The organism is Sphingobium sp. RAC03 (genome assembly GCF_001713415.1).
Lineage (GTDB): Bacteria > Pseudomonadota > Alphaproteobacteria > Sphingomonadales > Sphingomonadaceae > Sphingobium.
Map to the genome: position 1 here is coordinate 1182867 of NZ_CP016456.1, position 19174 is coordinate 1202040.

Here is a 19174-nt window from a genome sequence, read left to right on the forward strand (position 1 = left end):
AGTGACTATCAATACCGATTGGGAAAGGCCAGCGCGAATCGCGTCTACGTCAGATCGCGGGGTAACGCAGCCGCCCAACGAAGCGCGCGAGGCTAAGCCGCTCGCCGCCGCCAACGCCCTTGATCTTGGCCTTGAGTTTCTCGAAGCGCATCACGCCCTCGATCCGCCGGGCGAGGAAGGCGCGGCTGTCGGCGTGACCCTCGCTGGCGTCATCGACGAACACCAGCAGCGTGGCGGCATAGACCCCGGCCAGCGTCATCCGCTTGGTATAATGGGCCAGGTCCGTGCTGGTGTCGCCCGCCGCACGCCACATGGCATCGGCGGCGCGCCAGCCCAGCCGGGCGGCGCGAGCCGTGTTGGTCGGCATGGCGAGGATCGCCAGCGCACGGCGCAGCGCTTCCCGATCGGGCGCGACCAGGGCCAGCCGCGCTTCGACCAGCGCGATGATCTTCTTGCGGATCGACAGGGCATCCAGCGTTTCGGGCGGCAGCGCGTCCAGCATGGCCGCATCGATGCTGGCGAACCAGGCGTCGATCATGTCGACCGGCCCATCGGCAAAGGCGAGCGCGGCGATATCGGCATCCACGCCTTTTTCCGCCGCCGCCATGATGACGGCCTCCTTGCGCCAGCCGTCGAAGGCGGCATGGCGGGCCAGTACGGGAGCCAGAAGATCGCGGATTTCGTCTAGGGTCATGTCCTGGGTCATGACCCCAATCTAGGCGCGGGTGGGCAGTCGCACAAGCACCAGCGCCACCCCAACCGCAACCGTTCCGACCATGTCGGTGATGCTGAGCCATTCGCCGAACATCAGCCAGCCCAGCAGCACCGAGACGGCGGGTTGCAGCAACAGGCTCAACCCCAAGATCAGCGGCGAAAACCAGCCGATCGCATAGGTGAGCAGCCCCTGGCCGATCAACTGGCTCGACATGGCCAGGATCAGCAGCGGGCTCCAGTTGCCGGGCATGATCCGCTCGCCCAGCCATAATGCACAGAGCAGCAGGGTCGGCGCGCTGGCGACGCTCGACACCGCCAGCACCGACCAACTGTCGAGGCGGCCCCGCGCGCGCTGGATGATCAGGATATAGGCGGTGTAGAGAATGCCAGCGAGCAGGCAGAGCAGATCGCCGCGCAGATTGACCGGCGACAGGTCGTAGCTGCCCCCCATCAACACCAGCGCGCCCGCGCCTGCCAGCAGCAGCGCGATCGCCTGGATTCGCGTTGGCCGCTGACGCAGTACCAGCAGCGCCCAGGCAGGGAGCAGCAGCGCGCTCATATTGCCGAAGAGGGTCGCATTGGCGACCTTGGTATGGATGATGCCCAGATGCCAGGCCGCAAGGTCGCCCGCGAACACCACGCCCGCCAGCAGCATCACGCCCCATTCGCGCCGCGTGGGCGGGGTGCGTGTGAGCCGCGGGATCGCCAGCAGCAGCAGGACGGGTAAAGCCAACGTCAACCGCCAGAAGGCCGCCGCAACCGGCCCGACATCGGCCAGCCGCACCAGGACCGGGCCGAGCGACAACATGATATTGGCCAGGATCAGCGCCGGAAAAGCCGGTATGTCCATCGGGGGTGCAGGGGTTGAACTGGGCATCGCGGCTCCCTAGCTGGCTTTGGCACCCAAGTCCCGTTGCAAATTGCAACCTTGAAAGTTCGGGAGATTCCATGACCAGCCTGTTCGACCCTATCCAGATCGGCACGATCGACGCGCCCAACCGCATCCTCATGGCGCCGCTGACCCGTGGCCGCGCGACCCGCGACCATGTGCCCACCCCGATCATGGTGGACTATTATCGCCAGCGCGCGGGCGCGGGCCTGATCATCAGCGAAGCGACCGGCATTTCGCGCCAGGGCCTTGGCTGGCCCTATGCGCCTGGCCTCTGGTCCGATGAGCAGGTCACCGCCTGGCAACCCGTGACGCAGGCGGTGCATGAAGCCGGCGGGCGCATCATCGCCCAGTTATGGCATATGGGGCGGCAGGTTCATTCGAGCGTCACTGGCGAACAGCCGGTATCGTCCAGCGCCACCGCAACGGCGGGCGACGCGCATACATATGAGGGCAAGGCACCCTTCGAGACCGCCCGTCCGCTGGCGATCGAGGAAATCCCCGCGCTGATCGAAACCTATGTCCGGGCGGCGCATAATGCGATTCGCGCCGGGTTCGACGGGGTGCAGATCCATGCCGCCAATGGCTATCTGATCGACCAGTTCCTGCGCGACAATGCCAATTTCCGCGACGATGATTATGGTGGCAGCGTCGAAAACCGCGTTCGCCTGCTGCGCGAAGTCACACAGGCGGTGGTCGATGCGATCGGTGCGGACAAGGTTTCGGTGCGCCTGTCGCCCAATGGCGACAGCCAGGGCGTGGACGATAGCGATCCCGCTACGCTGTTCGCCCATGCCGCCGACGTGCTGAACGCGATCGGCATCGCCTCGCTCGAACTGCGCGAACCGGGTCCGAACGGCACCTTCGGCGCGACCGAGGTGCCGCGCCAGTCGCCGCTGATCCGCCAGCATTTCAAGGGGCCGCTGATCCTGAACAGCGATTATGACAAAGCGCGGGCGCAGGCCGATCTCGACAGCGGCCTCGCCGATGCGATCAGCTTTGGCCGTCCCTTCATGGCCAACCCCGATCTGGTCGAGCGGCTGCGCGACGATGCGCCGCTGACCCCGCCACAGCCTATGCCGACCTGGTATGGTCCGGGCGAGGCTGGCTATACCGACTACCCGACGCTGGAGGCGGTCGCTCCCACCGCCTGATCGGGTCGATAGTCGGCCGGACCGTCTCCCCCTCCGGCCGACTATCGCATTTTCAAGACGCGAATTTAGACCGCGAACTTCTGGCGCAGGCCGAGCATGGCGATCGCCGCCTTGGCGGCCTCGCCGCCCTTGTCCTTTTCCGTCATCTTGGCGCGGGTCAGGGCCTGCGCCTCATTTTCGACGGTCAATATGCCGTTGCCGATCGGGATACCGTCCATCGACAAGGCCATCAGGCCGCGTGCGCTTTCGTTCGACACGACTTCGAAATGATAGGTTTCGCCACGGATCACCACGCCGATGGCGATGAAGCCGTCATAGCGCCCGGTTTCCGCCGCCAGCGCCACTGCGCCCGGAATCTCCAGCGCGCCCGGCACGGTCACCACCTCATATTTATGCCCCTCTTCATCGAGCGCGGCGGTCGCCCCCTCGATCAGCAGGTCGTTGAGATGGTCGTAGAAGCGCGCTTCGACGATCAGGAATTTGGCCATGATAAATCCTTTACAGCTCGATCGGACGTTGCCCAACCACGGCCAGGTCATAGCCGTCAAGCGCGATCAGGCTATGGTTGCTGTTGGTCAGCAGGATCATGTCATGCACGCCGAGTTCGGCCAATATCTGCGCGCCCGCACCATAGTTGCGCAGTTCGTCCATGTCGCCCTGCGCGATGCCCGAATGATGCTGCAACATGCGGGTCAGCATGTCCGGTTCGTCGCCGCGCAGCACCACGATGATGCCTGCGCCTTCTTCGCCGATTATTTTCATCGAGCGGGCCAGCATTCCCGCGCGTGGCCCCTGCTGTCCGAACGTGTCGGTCAGCGGCGAAAACTGGTGCATCCGTACCAGCGTCGGCTGATCGGGCGTCACATGCCCCTTCTGAAGGGCCAGCTGTTCGGTCTGTGTCGCCTTGTTATAAAAGCTGATCGCCTTCCAGTCGCCGCCCCATTGGCTCTCAAAGGTCGTTTCCGCACGGCGTTCGACGATATGGTCGTGGCGGCGGCGATAGGCGATGAGGTCGCGGATCGTGCCGATCTTCATCTTGTGCTTCTGGGCGAAGGGGATGAGGTCATCCAGGCGCGCCATGGTGCCATCGTCCTTCATCACTTCACAGATGACGCCCGACGGGTTCAGGCCCGCCAGCCGCGCGACGTCCACGGCCGCTTCGGTATGGCCGGTGCGGACCAGCACGCCGCCATCCTTGGCCACCAGCGGAAAGACATGGCCCGGCGTCACGATATCGGCCTTGCCCTTCGACCCGTCGATCGCGACCGATACGGTGCGCGCCCGGTCGGCCGCGCTGATGCCGGTCGTCACGCCTTCGCGCGCCTCGATCGACACGGTGAAGGCGGTTTCGTGGCGGGTGCCGTTGTTGCGGCTCATGAGGCCGAGGCCCAGTTCCTCGACCCGCGCCTTGGTCAGCGCCAAGCAGATGAGGCCGCGGCCATGGGTGGCCATGAAGTTGATCGCGTCGGGCGTTGCCATTTGCGCGGGAATGACCAGATCGCCTTCATTTTCACGATCCTCGTCATCGACCAGGATGAACATGCGGCCATTGCGGGCTTCGTTGATGATCTCTTCCGGCGAGGCGAGCGCGGTGCCGCCCTCGCGCTTCAACAGATAGGCTTCCAGCTTACCCAGCGTGTCGGCTGTAGGGTTCCAGTCGCCCTCGCCCAGCTTACGCAAGGAATTGGCGTGCAGACCAGCGGCGCGCGCCAGGCCGGAACGGGACATGCCGCCGTCTGTGACGAGGCGGCGAACGGTATCGAGAAGTGCGGACGACATGAAAACGACTCCTGCCCGGAAAGGACTGGAGCCGTATATCACATTGCAATGTGATAATTACAAGCCGCAATCACATTGCACGATTGCGAAGGCTCATCATCCGGTCGAGATAGCGCGCCAGCACGTCGATCTCCAGATTGAAGGCGCGCCCTTCCGGCAGCGCATTGAGCGTGGTGGCCGCAGCGGTGTGGGGGATGATGTTGAGGCCGAAATGGACGCTGCCATCGGCCTGGTCCTCGACACTGTTCACGGTCAGCGAAATGCCGTCGAGCGTGATCGATCCCTTGGCAGCCAGCGCCGCCGCCAGCGCAGCGGGCGCGGCAATGACAAGGCGCATCGAATCGCCTTCGGGTGTGGCCGACACCAGATGCCCGACGCCATCGACATGGCCAGTCACGATATGCCCGCCCAATTCGTCACCGACCCTGAGCGCGCGTTCGAGGTTCAGGCGCCCCCCTTGCGCCCACAGGCCGGGCGCGGTGCGCTCAACCGTCTCGGCCGACAGGTCGACCGCAAACCAGTCCGGGCCCTTCTCCACCACCGTCAGGCACGCGCCCGAACAGGCGATCGACGCGCCGATCGCCACACCGTCCATCGCATAGCCGCTGCCGATGACCAGCCGCAGGTCGCCGCGCTGCTCCGCGCTGCGGATGGTGCCGATGTCGGTGATGATGCCGGTGAACATGCGTCCTGATCCATCTATTGAGGCCTGTGCCTCGGCCTCTAAGCAGTCCGAACCGCCTCGTAAACCTCAAGTCCGTCGGTGCCCAGCCGCCGCGCGTCGATCAGCCGCCAGCGGCCATGCGCCCGGCTCAAGTCGGTCAGTCCGATGTCGCCGATACCCGCGAGGCCATTGCCGATCAGGCTCGGCGCGCGATAGAGCAGCAGCCGGTCGACGAGATCGGCGCGCAGGAAGGCCGCCGCCGTCGTCGCGCCGCCCTCAACCAGCAGATGGTCGACCCGGTCGAGCGTCGATATGTCCTCCGGCGCGCCAATCCGTTCCCAGCCATGGGGTGCCGCGCCCCGGCTCAGCAGGATGCGGCGCGGGCTGCGCCCTTCAAGCCCGGCGATCCGCACATCGAGTCGCGGCGCGTCGGTACGCAGCGTGCCGCCGCCGACGAGGATCGCGTCGTGCCGCGCGCGCTCCATATGGGCGTGGGCGCGGGCTTGCGGTCCGGTGATCCAGCGGCTGGCGCCATCGGCCAGCGCGATTTGCCCGTCGAGCGAGAGGCCGAGTTTGAGCGTCACATGCGGCCGTCCCAGCGTCTGGCCCAGAACGAACCCCGCCATGGCGCGCGCGGCATCGTCTGCCATCAGGCCCATCTCGACCGCTATACCCCGTTCGCGCAACCAGGCCGCCCCCTGCCCATCGGTGCGCGGATCGGGATCGCGCAGCGCGATCACCACGCGCGCCACGCCAGCGCGCACCAGCAGGTCGGCGCAGCGCGGGCCGCGCGGGGACAGATGAAAGCAGGGTTCCAGCGTCACATAGCAGCAAGCGCCATGCGCCCGGTCGAGCGCCTGTTCCAGCGCCTGCGCCTCGGCATGGGGTCGGCCACCCTTTTGCGTCCAGCCACGCCCCACGACCCGGCCGTCCCGCACGATGATGCAGCCGACATTGGGATTGGGGGTGGAAAGCCCGCGCCCGCGCCGCGACAGCGCGATGGCGGCGGCCATGAAGCGCCGGTCGGTGGCCGGATCGGCTATCGGCATCGATGCGCTCAGGGCTGTTGCGCCCCTTCGGCTTCCTTGGCCTTCGCGAGTCGTTCGTCCAGCATCGCGTTGATTCGCGTCAGCGCTTCCTTGCGCTTGGCGCTGTTGCGCTCGGCGTCCTCGCGCCATTCGATCCCGACCATGTCGGCGACCTTCTGCATGTCCTTCTGGCTGCGCGAGAGCGCGACTTCATAGCGGGCGATGTCCATCTTCTGCTGCAGGATCACGGCCGCGTCGGATCGGTTGGCGTCCCAGCTTTTGACATAGATGATCTTGTTGCGGGTCGGCATCGTGTTGGTGTTGCCATCGACGATGAACGCCCAGATGATGACATAGGTGATCGCGGCCGACAGGCCCAGCAACGGCCATTTATGCGGCCGGCTTTCACGAAAATAGCCCCACAGATCATTGGCTGCTCTTTTGGGGGAAACGGGACGGGGAAAAATCGCCATGTCGTCCATATAGGCCAGCCCGCGCCAGGATGCAAAAGGGTCCGTCACGCCCGGCGCAAATGGACGGCTTCCGCCCTGCCGAACGGGCAGGGCGGGAACCGCAGCCTCTAGCGGTCCGTCAACGTGAACCGCACGGTCAGCACCTTGGTCGTCGCCACTGCCACGCCATCGCGGGTCGCGGGTCGGAACCGCCATTTGCGCAGCGCGTGCCGTTCCGTCGCACGCCAAAAACTCTCGTCACTGGCGGTGATGCGGGTAATGTCGGTCACGCGGCCCTGGGCATTGATCGTCACCCGCACGGTCACGCTGCCTTCCAGCCCCTGGCGGATCATGACGCCGGGATAGTCGGGCTGGAACGCCGACAGCGCGCGGGGGTCGATTGCCGCTTCCACCATCACCGGCTCGCGCGGCGGGTCGGCGGGCGGCAGGATGATGGTGGGGCCGGGGTCGATGCCCTCGCCCGACCCGGTGCTGCCGGTCAGGACGGAATCGCCTCCGCTCGACGGCACGATCGGATCGACCGCGGTCGGGCGCTGCTCTGTCGGCCGGGTCGGTATCCGCTCCGTGGTCGTCGGCTCGGTCTGTTCGGGCGGGGGTGGATCAAGCAGCGGAACATTGGTGGTGATCAGCGGCGGCGGCGTGAACACCGTGTCGATCATCTCCTGCGGGATCATCAGCCAGACACCGATCGCCAACACATGAACCGCAATCGCGCCACCGATGCCGAACGGCGACCCCTTGCCGGCTTGATAGCCTGATGACGCTGCTATCGCCGTCTCTGTCCGTTGGTTGCCCGTCGCTTGAATCGCCAATTTGCGCATCGCTCGACTCCTCTCCACACCGCCCGCCTTTGGACGGATCATGACATGTTACATCATATTTTTATGATATGTTGCAACATCATTTTATCGAGTCACTGGAAAGGTTGTCGAGGAGGGTTAAAGCGCCACGTCAATGGCATGCAAGATCAGCCCGACGAGGCCGCCCACCAGCGTGCCGTTGATGCGGATATATTGCAGGTCGCGGCCGACCGCGCCTTCCAGGCGGTTGGTGATGGTGCCCGCATCCCAGCCGCGCACCGTGTCGCTGACCAGCCGCACGATCGCATCGCCATAGGTGGCGGTCGCGCCCACCGCTGCGCGCCGCACGAAGCGGTTGATGACCAGCCGCAGCCGCGCATCCTCCTGCAAGGTGCCGCCCAATTGGCGCAGCGCTTCGCCCAGCCGCCCGGCCATCGCCTTGCCGGGATCACGCACCGCGCGCAGCAGCCCGCCGCGCGCCTGTTCCCACAGCCCGTCGATCCAGCGCTGCATGGCGGGATTGTCGAGTATCTCGTCGCGGATCTTCGCCGCCTTGGCCTGCGTTTCCAGGTCAAATTGCAGGTCGAAGGCCAGTTTCGCCATGCCCTCTTCCGCCTTCAGGCGCAGGTCATGGCCCGGATCGGCCGCCATTTCAGCCAGCATCCGGCGCAGCCCGTCGATGATCGCATTGGCCAGATTTTCATCCAGTCCGGTCCAGCGCAGCACTTTGCCTGCCTTGTCATGCACCATCTGGCGGATCAGATGGTCATTGGCTTCCAGCGTCTTGTCGGCCCAGTGGATGATGCCGTCCATAACCGGGGTGTGGCGACCATCGCGCATCGCCGCCTCGATCGCCTGGCCGATCAGCGGGCCGACATTTATGCCGCGCAACCGCTGGCCGATCGCGCCCTTGACCATGCCGCCCAGCCGTTCCTGGTCCAACGCTTCGAGCATGTCGGCGATCAGGCGCGACGCGCCCGCGCGGAGCCGCCCGTCACCCGCCGAGGGACTGGCGAGGAAGCGGCCTGCTGCCGACGCCACATCCATCGTCCGCATCCGCCGCGCGACGACGGCGGGCGTGAGAAAATTGTCGCGCAGGAAGACGGCCAGCGTCTCGCCGATCCGGTCCTTGTTGCGGGGGATGATCGCGGTGTGGGGGATGGGCAGGCCGAGCGGATGGCGAAACAGCGCGGTGACTGCGAACCAGTCGGCTAGGCCGCCCACCATCGCCGCTTCGGCAAAGGCCTGTACGAAGCCGATGGCGGGATGGATATGGACGGTCGCCCGCGCCGCGATGAATATTGCCGCCATGACCAGCAGCATCGCGGTCGCGAACATCCGCATGCGCCGTGCGGGATTGGGCAGGGTGTCACCGGTCGACCGGGAGGCGCGGAGCAATGTCATGGCTGCTTAACGGTTACGCCGCCGTTTCGTTCAGGCAAAGCCCTAATCCATCCGGCTATTGCGCGGGCAGGGCGACTCCCTTGTCATCGCCCGGCTTGTACGTCAGCAGCCCCCGGCCGAGGCGCGGTCCGACCCAGCTTTCGAGCGCGACGGCCAAGCTGAAGGTCGCGGGCACGATCACCAGCGTCAGCACGGTCGACAGCAGCAGGCCGCCGATCACGGTGATGCCCATCGGCGCGCGCCAGGCACCATCGCCCGACAGCGACAACGCGGTGGGCACCATGCCCGCCACCATCGCCACCGTCGTCATGACGATCGGCTGGGCGCGCTTATGCCCGGCGTCCACGATCGCCTCGAACTTGGGCACGCCCTTGTCCATTTCCTCCAGCGCGAAGTCGATGACGAGGATCGAGTTTTTGGCGACGATGCCCAGCAGCATCAGCAGGCCGATGAACACCGGCATCGACAGGGGCTGTCCTGCGACATGCAGGGCAAGCGCCCCGCCCAGCGGCGCGAGCAGTAGCGAGCCGAGATTGACGAAGGGCGGCATGATCCGCTTGTAGAGCAGCGTCAGCACCGCCAGCACGAGCAGGATGCCCGACGCTACGGCGATGGCAAAATTGACCAGCATTTCCGCCTGCCACTTGGCATCGCCGGCGTCGATCTTTTGCACGCCCTGAATACGGCCTTCGTTGATCGCCTTCATCAGCGGCAGAGCGTTGATCTTCTTGGTCGCCTCACTGGTCACGACGCCCGGTGCCATGTCGGCCCCGACGACGATGCGGCGGATCTGGTTGTAGCGGCGGATCTGCGTCGGCCCGGCGCCGAAGGTGATGTCGGCCACCACCTTGAGCGGCACCGATCCGCCATTGACGGTGGGCACGGGCATATTTTCGATCGTGCCGAGATCCTTGCGGCTATCCTCCGCAATCGCCACGCGGATCGGAATCTGGCGATCGGCCAGCGAGAATTTCGCGCTATTCTGGTCGATGTCGCCGATCGTCGCGATACGGATCGACTGGCTGAGTGCAGCCGTCGTCACGCCCAGGCTGGCCGCCAGGTCGAGCCGGGGCTTGATGATGATCTCAGGCCGCTGCATGTCGCCCTGGACGCGCGGCGCGCGCAATTCGGGGATGCGGGCCATTTCCGCGACCAACTGATTTGCGACCTGCTCCAGTTTCACGGGATCGTCGGACCCGAACATCATGATGATGTCGCGGCCAAAGCCGCCGCCCGACTGCGACTGGAAATTCACCCGTGCGTCGGCGATCGTCTGGAACTTCGGCGCAATCTTGCGCTCCCATTCGACCGACGTCATCGGCCGGTCCTTTTTCAGCGTCAGGAAGATGTCGGCATTGGTGGTTTCGATATCGGCAAAGGCCGCATCGACCACCTTCGTATCGGCCGCCAGCATATCGGCGACCTTGCGCGTGATCGCGGTCGTCTGCGCCAGGGTGCTGCCCGGCACGGTTTCGATCTTCACCTGGCTGAAATCGGTGTTGGTCGTGGGCTGGAACGTCATCGGCAGCGTCGCGAAGGCGATGATGGTCGCGATGAAGGCCAGGGCACCAAAGCCCACGGTCCACATCCGATGATCCAGGAAAATCGCCGTGAACCGCCGCCAGCCACCGCGCGCGCGGTGCGCGATGGCCCGCCGCTCGTCGAGCGACCAGCGCAGCACGCTCATATAGCGGTCCATCAGCCAGCCTTCGCCATGGCTTGCCTCGCCATGGGCTTTGAGGAAATAGGCCGCAATCATCGGCGTGATCAGGCGCGCGACAGCCAGGCTCATCAGCACCGCGACCACGACGGTCATGCCGAACTGGATGAAGAACTGTCCCGAAATACCCGGCATCAAGGCGACCGGCAGGAACACCGCCACGATCGCCATGGTGGTCGCCAACACGGCCAGGCCGATCTCGTCAGCCGCGTCGATCGATGCCTGATAGGCGCTTTTGCCCATGCGCATATGGCGCACGATATTCTCGATCTCCACGATCGCGTCATCGACCAGCACGCCCGCGACCAGGCTGAGCGCCAGCAGCGAGATGCCGTTGAGCGTGAAGCCCATCATGTCCATGAACCAGAAGGTCGGGATCGCCGAGAGCGGGATCGCCAAAGCGGATATCATCGTCGCCCGCCAATCGCGCAGGAACAGAAAGACGATGACGACCGCCAGCACCGCGCCCTCGATCATCGCGGCCATGGCCGAATGATATTGGTCCTTGGTGTAATCGACGCTGGTATAGAGCTGCTTGTAGGTAACCTTGGGGTTTTCCTTGCGCAGCTTGTCCAGCTGAACCATCGCATCGTCATAGACGGTGACGTCCGACGAACCCTTGGCCTTTTCCAGGCTGAAACTGGTGACCTGCCGCCCGTTCATCAGCGCTAGGCTACGCTGTTCGGCATACATGTCGCGCACGTCGGCAATGTCGGCCAGCTTGACGGTGCGACCGCCGGTGATGGCGATCTGGGTCGCGCCCAGGTCGCGCGCATTGCGCGCATTGCCCAGCACGCGGATCGATTGTTCGGCCCCGGCGATTTCGGTGCGGCCGCCTGCAGCGTTCAGATTGACCTGATTGAGCTGGCTGTTCACTTGTGCAGCGGTGATGCCGAACGCCTGTAGCTTGGCGGGATCCAGGATGACGCGGATTTCGCGGCTGACGCCGCCGCCGCGATTGACCGCCGCCATGCCGCTGACCGACAGCAGCCGCTTGGCCACCGTATTGTCGACATACCAGGACAGTTCCTCCAGCGTCATGTCGGTCGCTTCGGCGCTGAAATAGGCAATCGGTCCGCCGTCGATATCGACACGGGTGACCTGCGGTTCCAATATGCCGTCAGGCAAATCGCTGCGGATCTGGTCAACCGCATTCTTCACGTCGTTGACGGCGCGATCGACGGGCGTGCCGATCTGGAACTGGACATTGGTCAGCGACTGGCCTTCGGAGGCGAAGGAGGTGATTTCGTCCACGCCGCTGATGCCGCGCACCGCCGCCTCGATCCGTTGCGTGACCTGCGTTTCCAGTTCGGTCGGCGCGGCGCCCGGCTGGCTGACGATCACGGTGACGGCCGGGAAGCTGATGTCGGGATTATTGTTGACGTCCATCCGCGTGAAACTGACGATCCCCGCCAGCAACAGGGCGGCGAACATCACCAATGGCGTCACCGGATTGCGGATCGCCCAAGCGGATATATTGCGAAAACTCATGACGGGCTTTCCCTCGCCGGACGGATCGCCGTCCCTTCCAAATCCATCCAGCGCAGGCCGCGACGCGACCCCGCCAGCCCTAACTGCCCTTGATCGCTTCCGGCTTGACCTTCTGCCCCGGTGTCAGGAAGGCACCGGCCGACGTCACGATCTTTTCCGTGCCCGTGATGCCGCTGGTTACCGCGACGCCCGCATCGGACACCTGGCCAACGGTCACGTCACGCCGCTCAACCATATTCTGGGCATTGATGACATAGACATAATTGCCCTTGGGATCGCTCTGTACCGCCGATTCCGGCAGCAGCGGCGCGGTCCCCGATCCGCTGGTGATCGTCACCGCGGCAAAGCCGCCGGGACGGATCGCGGGATTATAGGGAATGGCGATGCGGGCGATGCCCTGCCGCGCGGTCGGATCGACCACCGGGGATACCTGCCACACCCGTCCGGCGAACTGATCCTTGCCGCCGATCGGCGTCACCACAGCACTGTTACCGGGGCGCAGCGTCGCCAGGTCGCCCTCGGCCACCTGCGCCTGCAATTCCATCTCGCCATCCTTGGCCATGCGGAACAGCACGCCGCTGCCCGAACCGACGATCTGGCCCGGTTCGACCGCGCGCGTCAGGATCAGGCCCTTTGCGGGCGCACGAATGTCGAGGCGTCCGGTGCGGGCGCGCTGTTCGGCCAATTGTGCGACTGCGACATTGACGCGCGCTTGCGCCGCATCCCGTGTCGCCGTGCGCTGATCAATGTCGGCCGCGCTGATGAACCCGCGCCCGACCAGCGCCTTGGCGCGATCGAGCTGCGCCTGCGCCAGTTTCGCATCGGCGCGCGCCACTTCGACTTGGGCCGCGAGCGAGCGGACCTGTTCGACCTGGACCGAACGTTCGATGATGGCGAGCGGCTGGCCTGCGCGCACCCAATCGCCCGGCTGTACCAGCACGCGGCTGACCATGCCGCCTTCGCCGATGACGCCAACCGGCATTTCGACGCGCGCGGCGAGCGATCCTGTTGCCGTGACGGTGCGGGCGACGGTCGATTGGCCGGGACTTGTTACCGTTACCACCGGTACCTGCGCACTTGGCGCGGGCGCGGCTGCATCGCCGCCGCGCATGGACATCCATATCGCCACCGCAATCAGTATCAGCGCGACCACGCCGCCCACGATCAACAGCTTCTTGCGTCCGTTGCGTGAGTCGTCGTCGCCAAGGACAACCGTCGAGTCGCGCAAGACCTGGGTTTCGTAATTCATGCCGATTCCATCTTTCCGGCCTTCGCCATCCAGCGACTGTGTTATATGAATATAGCACCTGCCTCAACCCCCAATATCACGGGGTCGGGCGCGAGGGCAAAGCGATAATGCTTCGGCATGGGACGGTGGATAGCGGATGCCGGTTCGTTACGCCTGCTTAGTATATTGCCAAGCGAACCGGACTGTGGCGCTATATCCACGCGGGGCACGGGAGAGGAGCGCGCCATGGACTTGTTGGGATGGATCGTCATCGGCCTGTTGGCCGGGGCACTTGCGAAGCTGATCATGCCGGGGCGCGATCCTGGTGGCTGCATCGTGACGATGTTGCTGGGGATCGCCGGGGCGCTGCTGGCCGGATTCATGGGCAGGCTGGCGGGCCTTTATGCGCCGGGGCAAAGCGCCGGGTTCATCGCCGCCGTGCTGGGCGCGATCGCCATATTGATCGTGTATCGTTTCTTGGCGGCCAAGCGATAGCCGCTGCACCCGCAGTCATAAAAAAGGGCCGCGCTTCGGATGAAGCGCAGCCCTTTTGATCGGAAGGTCGGGTTGGGCGCGTTAGCGCACCGAACCGCGACGAACCAGGTTGATGATCGCCAGCAGAATGATCGCACCGACCAGCGACACGAGGAAGCTGTAGAGCGTAACGCCGTCGTTGATCGAACCGCCGCTGAAAATCAGACCGCCGATAAAAGCGCCGACGATGCCGACGACGATGTTCAGCAGGATGCCCTGCTGTGCGTCAGTGCGCATGACCATGCTGGCCAGCCAGCCAACGACGCCACCGATGATAAGCCACAGAATGATGCCCATGATAATCTCCTTGAACCACGCCCCCTGCGGGTTGGTAGCTGTTCAACGGGGCACAAGGCTTCTCGTTCCATCGCACAAAAATGATTCCGCCCCTGCAACCATCGCGGCTTTGCACCGTTAGAACGCGCCCGCAACGGAATGCAAAAAGGGCCGCCGGAGCGATGCTCCGACGGCCCCTGCCAATCCCGTCGCGCCGACCGCCGGAAATTCAATATTTCTGCTGCCGCTCATAGAGAGACTTATAATATTGGATGCGCGTGACGCGCAGCCCGTGCATGCCCGACCGATCGACGGCGCGCTGCCAGCCGGCAAACTCCTCCAGCGTCAGATTATAACGCGCGCATGCCTCGTCGACGGTCAGCAGGCCGCCATTGACGGCCGCGACCACCTCGGCCTTACGCCGCACCACCCATCGCGTCGTATCCGCAGGCGGCAGGCTGTCCAGCGTCAGGGGTTCTCCGAGCGGCCCGACGACCTGGGCAGGCCTGATTTTCTGGTTCTCGATCATTCTTAACCCTCAACTTGCGGCATTTGGTGTTGCAAAATCCAACGACGGAACCCTGTTTGCGCTTCAGCCCTGAACATCGACTAAAGCGCCACGGTAAACGCCATCTTCATCTTACTTGCCCCCCGGCTAGACGGCTCGCGACGAGCGGATTGAAACTTCCCGCGAGACGAACGGCCTCGATCATGCCGCCGGAACGTGGCGCAAACACTGCCGCCAGTTCCTGGACCCAGTCTTCCTCTTCGCCCTGCCCCCGCAGGACGCCCGCAACCGCCTGCGCCGTCGGGCTGGCCGCCTGTGCAGCCGCGCAAGCAGCTCGCAGGAACGGCCAGACCGGCATGCGCGGTCGGTCCAGGGCTCTGGCATGGACGGGCTTAAGCCCGCTTGCCCGAAGGAAACTAAGGTCCATGCCCTCTTTCTAGGTGGCAATGGATAAGGGTCCGTAAACTCGGACCAACGCTTCGTCGCATAGCGCGGCAGGCCATCGCATCACTCGCCACTGGCACCACGCGCGCGCCGAGGGTATAGGCGCAGCCATGCAGCCAGAATTTCAGTTAGCCCAGCCGCTCGACGCGCGGCGGATCGTCGTTGCCATGTCTGGCGGCGTGGACAGTAGCGTCGTCGCCGCGCTGGCCGCGAAGACCGGCGCGGAAGTCATCGGCGTGACGCTCCAGCTTTATGATCATGGCGCAGCGGTGGGCCGCACCGGAAGCTGCTGCGCGGGCCAAGACATACGCGACGCGCGCGCCGTCGCCGACCGCATCGGCATCGCCCATTATGTGTTCGACTATGAAAGCCGCTTCCGCGATTCGGTGATCGCCGACTTTGCCGACGAATATATGGCTGGGCGCACCCCCATCCCCTGCGTGAAGTGCAATATGGGGGTGAAGTTCACCGATCTGTTTCAGATCGCGCGCGACCTGGGCGCCGATTGCCTCGCCACCGGCCATTATGTTCGCCGGGTCGAGGGGCCACAGGGCGCGGAACTGCACCGTGCCGCCGACCCCGCGCGCGACCAGAGCTATTTCCTGTTCGCCACGACGCAGGCACAGCTCGATTATCTGCGCTTTCCCTTGGGCGGCCTGCCCAAGCCGATGGTCCGTGAAATCGCCGCCGAACTGGGGCTGGCGGTAGCGTTGAAGCCCGACAGCCAGGACATCTGCTTCGTCCCCGACGGCGATTATGCGAAAATCGTGCGCAAGCTGCGCCCCGACGCGGATGAGGGCGGCGATATCGTCCATATCGACGGTCGCACGCTTGGCCGTCACAAAGGCATGATCCATTACACCGTGGGCCAGCGTAAGGGACTGGAAATCGGCGGCCAGCCCGACCCGCTCTACGTCATCCGCCTGGATGCGCCGGCCAAGCGCGTGATCGTGGGGCCAAAGGCGGCCCTGGCGGTATCGGGCGCGACATTGAGCGACATCAACTGGCTGGGTCGTGATTTTGCCGGGCCGTTGACGGCCAAGGTGCGATCGATGGCGAAACCCGTGCCCGCGCGGCTGGTGGACGGGCAATTGCTGTTCGACGCCCTGGAATATGGCGTCGCGCCGGGACAGGCGGCGGTGCTCTATGATGGCGACCATGTGCTGGGCGGCGGCTGGATTGCCAGCACGCAGAGCGCGATGGCGGAGGCTCTATAACCCTCTCCCTTGAGGGAGAGGGATGCGTAGACTTGGCAGCTTGCTGCCCTAGTCGTAGCTGGGTGAGGGTGTGCCGACCTAACGATAGCGCACCGCCACCCTCATCCAACTCCGCCTAACCTCACTCCGTTCGGTAAGGCTCCATATCCTTCTCCCTCAAGGGAGAAGGAGTATGCCCCCCCAAATCCTTGCCCTGCCCCCCGCGCCCGGCTAAGGCCCGCGCGTCATGACTCGCACCCTCACCTTCGCCATTCCCAAGGGCCGCATCCTCGATGAAGCGCTGCCCTTGCTCGCCAAAGCCGGTATCGAGCCGGAGGCGGAGTTTCATGACAAGAAAAGCCGGGCACTGCGCTTCGCCACCAACCGCCCCGACGTGTCGATCATCCGCGTGCGCGCGTTCGACGTCGCCACTTTCGTCGCCCATGGCGCGGCGCAGATCGGCATCGTCGGATCGGACGTGGTGGAGGAGTTCGACTATTCCGAACTCTATGCGCCGGTAGACCTCGACATCGGCCATTGCCGCCTGTCGGTCGCCCAGCCCGCCGACGCCGCCGACGAAGATGAAGCCGCGATCAGCCATGTCCGCGTCGCCACCAAATATCCGCACCTGACGCGCAAATATTATGAAGCGCGCGGGCTGCAGGCGGAATGCGTGAAGCTCAATGGCGCGATGGAATTGGCCCCTTCGCTCGGCCTGTCACGCCGGATCGTCGATCTCGTCTCGTCGGGTGCGACGCTGAAGGCCAATGGCCTTGTCGAAACCGACATCATCATGCCGATTTCCGCCCGCCTGATCGTCAACCGCGCTGCCTTCAAGATGCGCTCGGCGGAATTGGCGCCGATGGTCGAGGCGTTTCGCCGGGCTGTGGGGGTGCGGGATGCGGCGTGACGCCTATTCAATCCTCCCCTTGCAGGGGAGGTGGCTGGCCGCAGGCCAGACGGAGGGGTGTTACCCTTCCGATCGCGTGACACCCCTCCACCACCGCCTTCGGCGGCGGTCCCCCTCCCCCGCCGGGGGAGGAATAGAGTAATCATGACCCAACGCCTCACCACCACCTCGCCCGACTTCGCCGCCGCCTTCACCACATTGGTCGATGCGCGCCGCGAGGCTGATGACGATGTCTCGCGCGATGTTACCGCGATCCTCAAGGCCGTGCGCGCGGGCGGCGATGCGGCGCTGGCGGACTATACCCAGCGCTTCGACCGGCACGACCTGAATGTCAGCGGCTGGGCCGTCACATCCGCCGAATGCCGCGCCGCGCTCGACGGCATTTCCACTACCCTGCGCGACGCGCTCGAACTCGCCGCCGCACGCATCACCACCTATCATGAAAAGCAGCGTCCGGTGGACAGCGACGGCGTGGACAGCGCGGGCGTGCGCCTTGGCGCGCGCTGGAGCGCGGTCGATGCGGCGGGCCTCTATGTCCCCGGCGGTCGCGCCGCCTATCCCAGTTCGCTATTGATGAATGTCATTCCCGCCAAGGTCGCGGGCGTCAGCCGCATCGCGATGGTGACGCCCACCCCCAATGGCGAGATCAACCCGCTAGTGCTGGCCGCCGCGCAAATTGCGGGGATCGAGGAAATCTGGCGCGTCGGCGGGGCGCAGGCCGTCGCCGCACTCGCCTATGGCACGGACCGGATCGCGCCGGTCGATGTCATCACCGGCCCCGGCAATGCCTGGGTCGCCGAAGCCAAGCGGCAGTTGTACGGCGTGGTCGGCATCGACATGGTCGCAGGCCCATCGGAAATCCTGGTCGTCGCCGACGCCAAGAATGATCCCGACTGGATCGCCGCCGACCTGCTCAGCCAGTCCGAACATGACCCGACCAGCCAGTCGATCCTCTTCACTGACGATGCCGCCTTTGCCGATGCGGTCGAACAGGCCGTGCAGCGTCGCCTGCCGCTACTCTCGACCCAGGCCGTGGCGACCACCAGTTGGGAAGCCAATGGCGCGATCATCGTCGTGCGCGATTTCGAAGAGGCGATGCCGCTGGTCAACCGGCTCGCCGCTGAACATCTCGAACTGGCGGTGGATGATCCCGACGCGCTGTTCGCCAAGGTGCGTCACGCAGGCTCGGTGTTCCTTGGCCGCATGACGCCCGAAGCGGTCGGCGATTATGTCGCCGGGCCGAACCACGTCCTGCCCACGGGCCGCCGCGCGCGCTTCTCGTCGGGCCTCTCGGTGCTCGACTTCATGAAGCGCACCAGCTTCCTGAGCCTCGACACGGCATCCATCGGCGCGATCGGCCCGGCGGCGGTCGCGCTGGCGGAAGCGGAAGGCTTGCCCGCCCATGCCGCATCCGTGGCGTTGCGCCTGAAGTAACACAGGCGTAGGGGCCATCCGATGAACGAACGATCCAAATCCCGCTCCGCCGCGCGCCTTGCCGCGGTCCAGGCGCTCTACCAGCTCGAAATGGAGGGCACGCCGCTCCATATCCTGTTGCATGAATTTCACACCCATCGCCTCGGCGCGACGATCGAGGATGTGACCTATGCCCCGGCCGAACAATCGTTTTTCGACGATGTCGTGTCCGGTGTGGACAAGCGTCGCGACGAGATCGACGCACTGATCGCCGCCCGCCTGTCGAGCGGCTGGAGCCTTGACCGGCTCGACAAGCCGATGCGCCAGATATTGCGCGCAGGCACCTATGAACTGCTCGCCCGCGCCGATGTCGGCACCGGCACGGTCATCAGCGAATATGTCGACGTCGCCCATGCCTTCTACGACAAGCGCGAATCGGGCTTCGTCAACGGCCTGCTTGATGGCGTGGCCAAGGATGTGCGGGCGTAAGCACCGCCCTCCGTTCGTTTCGAGCGAAGTCGAGAAACCTGCGCGCGGCGTTTCTCGACT

The 19174-nt window shown here is 65.0% G+C and carries 20 protein-coding genes; 6 read left to right on the forward strand and 14 right to left on the reverse strand.

The window, feature by feature from the left end; translation table 11 throughout:
* Positions 1 to 49: 49 nt before the first annotated feature.
* Entirely contained in the window at positions 50 to 706 is a 657-nt protein-coding gene (locus BSY17_RS10255) for a COQ9 family protein (protein WP_037477166.1), read from the reverse strand.
* 9 nt (positions 707 to 715) lie between these two features.
* Positions 716 to 1591 carry a DMT family transporter gene (locus BSY17_RS10260; RefSeq protein WP_069065446.1) on the reverse strand — a complete coding sequence of 292 codons (876 nt, stop codon included), beginning with the start codon at positions 1589 to 1591 and terminating at the stop codon, positions 716 to 718.
* A 71-nt stretch (positions 1592 to 1662) separates the two neighbouring features.
* On the opposite strand from BSY17_RS10260, the gene BSY17_RS10265 reads away from it, so the two are divergent.
* A complete protein-coding gene (locus tag BSY17_RS10265; protein WP_069065447.1) occupies positions 1663 to 2757 on the forward strand; it encodes an alkene reductase in 1095 nt (364 codons plus the stop codon).
* A gap of 65 nt (positions 2758 to 2822) precedes the next feature.
* Here BSY17_RS10265 and ribH read toward each other — a convergent pair whose 3' ends face one another.
* The 9 genes from ribH to BSY17_RS10310 form a co-directional block, all read right to left on the reverse strand.
* Positions 2823 to 3245, reverse strand: coding sequence for a 6,7-dimethyl-8-ribityllumazine synthase (gene ribH, locus BSY17_RS10270; protein WP_069065448.1), 423 nt, complete (start codon positions 3243 to 3245; stop codon positions 2823 to 2825).
* A 10-nt stretch (positions 3246 to 3255) separates the two neighbouring features.
* The gene (gene ribB / locus BSY17_RS10275; RefSeq protein ID WP_037477174.1) at positions 3256 to 4536 is read right to left on the reverse strand and encodes a 3,4-dihydroxy-2-butanone-4-phosphate synthase; all 1281 of its coding nucleotides are present in this window, start codon (positions 4534 to 4536) and stop codon (positions 3256 to 3258) included.
* Positions 4537 to 4606: 70 nt separating this feature from the next.
* A complete protein-coding gene (locus tag BSY17_RS10280; RefSeq protein WP_069065449.1) occupies positions 4607 to 5221 on the reverse strand; it encodes a riboflavin synthase in 615 nt (204 codons plus the stop codon).
* A 38-nt stretch (positions 5222 to 5259) separates the two neighbouring features.
* Positions 5260 to 6213: a bifunctional diaminohydroxyphosphoribosylaminopyrimidine deaminase/5-amino-6-(5-phosphoribosylamino)uracil reductase RibD gene (gene ribD / locus BSY17_RS10285; protein ID WP_069066899.1), complete on the reverse strand. Its 954-nt coding sequence runs from the start codon at positions 6211 to 6213 to the stop codon at positions 5260 to 5262.
* A gap of 44 nt (positions 6214 to 6257) precedes the next feature.
* Positions 6258 to 6710, reverse strand: a complete 453-nt coding sequence (locus BSY17_RS10290; protein WP_069066900.1) for a hypothetical protein — start codon at positions 6708 to 6710, stop codon at positions 6258 to 6260.
* A gap of 98 nt (positions 6711 to 6808) precedes the next feature.
* Positions 6809 to 7522, reverse strand: a complete 714-nt coding sequence (locus tag BSY17_RS10295) for an energy transducer TonB (RefSeq protein ID WP_069065450.1) — start codon at positions 7520 to 7522, stop codon at positions 6809 to 6811.
* Between the two features lie 117 nt (positions 7523 to 7639).
* Complete coding sequence (locus BSY17_RS10300; RefSeq protein ID WP_069065451.1) at positions 7640 to 8905, reverse strand: DUF445 domain-containing protein; 1266 nt, start codon at positions 8903 to 8905, stop codon at positions 7640 to 7642.
* 55 nt (positions 8906 to 8960) lie between these two features.
* Positions 8961 to 12116, reverse strand: coding sequence for an efflux RND transporter permease subunit (locus BSY17_RS10305; protein ID WP_069065452.1), 3156 nt, complete (start codon positions 12114 to 12116; stop codon positions 8961 to 8963).
* A 79-nt stretch (positions 12117 to 12195) separates the two neighbouring features.
* Positions 12196 to 13365 carry an efflux RND transporter periplasmic adaptor subunit gene (locus BSY17_RS10310; RefSeq protein WP_069065453.1) on the reverse strand — a complete coding sequence of 390 codons (1170 nt, stop codon included), beginning with the start codon at positions 13363 to 13365 and terminating at the stop codon, positions 12196 to 12198.
* Between the two features lie 225 nt (positions 13366 to 13590).
* On the opposite strand from BSY17_RS10310, the gene BSY17_RS10315 reads away from it, so the two are divergent.
* Positions 13591 to 13839 carry a GlsB/YeaQ/YmgE family stress response membrane protein gene (locus tag BSY17_RS10315; protein ID WP_037476498.1) on the forward strand — a complete coding sequence of 83 codons (249 nt, stop codon included), beginning with the start codon at positions 13591 to 13593 and terminating at the stop codon, positions 13837 to 13839.
* An 81-nt stretch (positions 13840 to 13920) separates the two neighbouring features.
* Here BSY17_RS10315 and BSY17_RS10320 read toward each other — a convergent pair whose 3' ends face one another.
* The 3 genes from BSY17_RS10320 to BSY17_RS10330 all read right to left on the reverse strand — a co-directional run bounded on the left by BSY17_RS10320 (position 13921) and on the right by BSY17_RS10330 (position 15089).
* The gene (locus BSY17_RS10320; RefSeq protein WP_037476499.1) at positions 13921 to 14175 is read right to left on the reverse strand and encodes a GlsB/YeaQ/YmgE family stress response membrane protein; all 255 of its coding nucleotides are present in this window, start codon (positions 14173 to 14175) and stop codon (positions 13921 to 13923) included.
* A 208-nt stretch (positions 14176 to 14383) separates the two neighbouring features.
* Positions 14384 to 14683 carry a CtrA inhibitor SciP gene (sciP, locus tag BSY17_RS10325; RefSeq protein WP_037476500.1) on the reverse strand — a complete coding sequence of 100 codons (300 nt, stop codon included), beginning with the start codon at positions 14681 to 14683 and terminating at the stop codon, positions 14384 to 14386.
* A 106-nt stretch (positions 14684 to 14789) separates the two neighbouring features.
* Positions 14790 to 15089, reverse strand: a complete 300-nt coding sequence (locus BSY17_RS10330) for a hypothetical protein (RefSeq protein ID WP_037476501.1) — start codon at positions 15087 to 15089, stop codon at positions 14790 to 14792.
* A 127-nt stretch (positions 15090 to 15216) separates the two neighbouring features.
* Here BSY17_RS10330 and mnmA point away from each other — a divergent pair, with 127 nt between their 5' ends.
* The 4 genes from mnmA to nusB all read left to right on the forward strand — a co-directional run bounded on the left by mnmA (position 15217) and on the right by nusB (position 19114).
* Complete coding sequence (mnmA, locus tag BSY17_RS10335; protein WP_069065454.1) at positions 15217 to 16323, forward strand: tRNA 2-thiouridine(34) synthase MnmA; 1107 nt, start codon at positions 15217 to 15219, stop codon at positions 16321 to 16323.
* Positions 16324 to 16549: 226 nt separating this feature from the next.
* Positions 16550 to 17212 carry an ATP phosphoribosyltransferase gene (gene hisG / locus BSY17_RS10340; RefSeq protein ID WP_037476505.1) on the forward strand — a complete coding sequence of 221 codons (663 nt, stop codon included), beginning with the start codon at positions 16550 to 16552 and terminating at the stop codon, positions 17210 to 17212.
* A 144-nt stretch (positions 17213 to 17356) separates the two neighbouring features.
* Entirely contained in the window at positions 17357 to 18646 is a 1290-nt protein-coding gene (hisD, locus tag BSY17_RS10345; protein ID WP_069065455.1) for a histidinol dehydrogenase, read from the forward strand.
* Between the two features lie 21 nt (positions 18647 to 18667).
* Positions 18668 to 19114: a transcription antitermination factor NusB gene (gene nusB / locus BSY17_RS10350; protein ID WP_037472088.1), complete on the forward strand. Its 447-nt coding sequence runs from the start codon at positions 18668 to 18670 to the stop codon at positions 19112 to 19114.
* Positions 19115 to 19174 lie beyond the last annotated feature (60 nt).

Bases quoted from the DNA above. Each gene is read 5' to 3' on its own strand.
- BSY17_RS10255 (WP_037477166.1), bottom strand. From the start codon at position 706: ATGACCCAGGACATGACCCTAGACGAAATCCGCGATCTTCTGGCTCCC.
- BSY17_RS10260 (WP_069065446.1), bottom strand. From the start codon at position 1,591: ATGCCCAGTTCAACCCCTGCACCCCCGATGGACATACCGGCTTTTCCG.
- BSY17_RS10265 (WP_069065447.1), top strand. From the start codon at position 1,663: ATGACCAGCCTGTTCGACCCTATCCAGATCGGCACGATCGACGCGCCC.
- ribH (WP_069065448.1), bottom strand. From the start codon at position 3,245: ATGGCCAAATTCCTGATCGTCGAAGCGCGCTTCTACGACCATCTCAAC.
- ribB (WP_037477174.1), bottom strand. From the start codon at position 4,536: ATGTCGTCCGCACTTCTCGATACCGTTCGCCGCCTCGTCACAGACGGC.
- BSY17_RS10280 (WP_069065449.1), bottom strand. From the start codon at position 5,221: ATGTTCACCGGCATCATCACCGACATCGGCACCATCCGCAGCGCGGAG.
- ribD (WP_069066899.1), bottom strand. From the start codon at position 6,213: ATGGCCGCCGCCATCGCGCTGTCGCGGCGCGGGCGCGGGCTTTCCACC.
- BSY17_RS10290 (WP_069066900.1), bottom strand. From the start codon at position 6,710: ATGGACGACATGGCGATTTTTCCCCGTCCCGTTTCCCCCAAAAGAGCA.
- BSY17_RS10295 (WP_069065450.1), bottom strand. From the start codon at position 7,522: ATGCGCAAATTGGCGATTCAAGCGACGGGCAACCAACGGACAGAGACG.
- BSY17_RS10300 (WP_069065451.1), bottom strand. From the start codon at position 8,905: ATGACATTGCTCCGCGCCTCCCGGTCGACCGGTGACACCCTGCCCAAT.
- BSY17_RS10305 (WP_069065452.1), bottom strand. From the start codon at position 12,116: ATGAGTTTTCGCAATATATCCGCTTGGGCGATCCGCAATCCGGTGACG.
- BSY17_RS10310 (WP_069065453.1), bottom strand. From the start codon at position 13,365: ATGAATTACGAAACCCAGGTCTTGCGCGACTCGACGGTTGTCCTTGGC.
- BSY17_RS10315 (WP_037476498.1), top strand. From the start codon at position 13,591: ATGGACTTGTTGGGATGGATCGTCATCGGCCTGTTGGCCGGGGCACTT.
- BSY17_RS10320 (WP_037476499.1), bottom strand. From the start codon at position 14,175: ATGGGCATCATTCTGTGGCTTATCATCGGTGGCGTCGTTGGCTGGCTG.
- sciP (WP_037476500.1), bottom strand. From the start codon at position 14,683: ATGATCGAGAACCAGAAAATCAGGCCTGCCCAGGTCGTCGGGCCGCTC.
- BSY17_RS10330 (WP_037476501.1), bottom strand. From the start codon at position 15,089: ATGGACCTTAGTTTCCTTCGGGCAAGCGGGCTTAAGCCCGTCCATGCC.
- mnmA (WP_069065454.1), top strand. From the start codon at position 15,217: ATGCAGCCAGAATTTCAGTTAGCCCAGCCGCTCGACGCGCGGCGGATC.
- hisG (WP_037476505.1), top strand. From the start codon at position 16,550: ATGACTCGCACCCTCACCTTCGCCATTCCCAAGGGCCGCATCCTCGAT.
- hisD (WP_069065455.1), top strand. From the start codon at position 17,357: ATGACCCAACGCCTCACCACCACCTCGCCCGACTTCGCCGCCGCCTTC.
- nusB (WP_037472088.1), top strand. From the start codon at position 18,668: ATGAACGAACGATCCAAATCCCGCTCCGCCGCGCGCCTTGCCGCGGTC.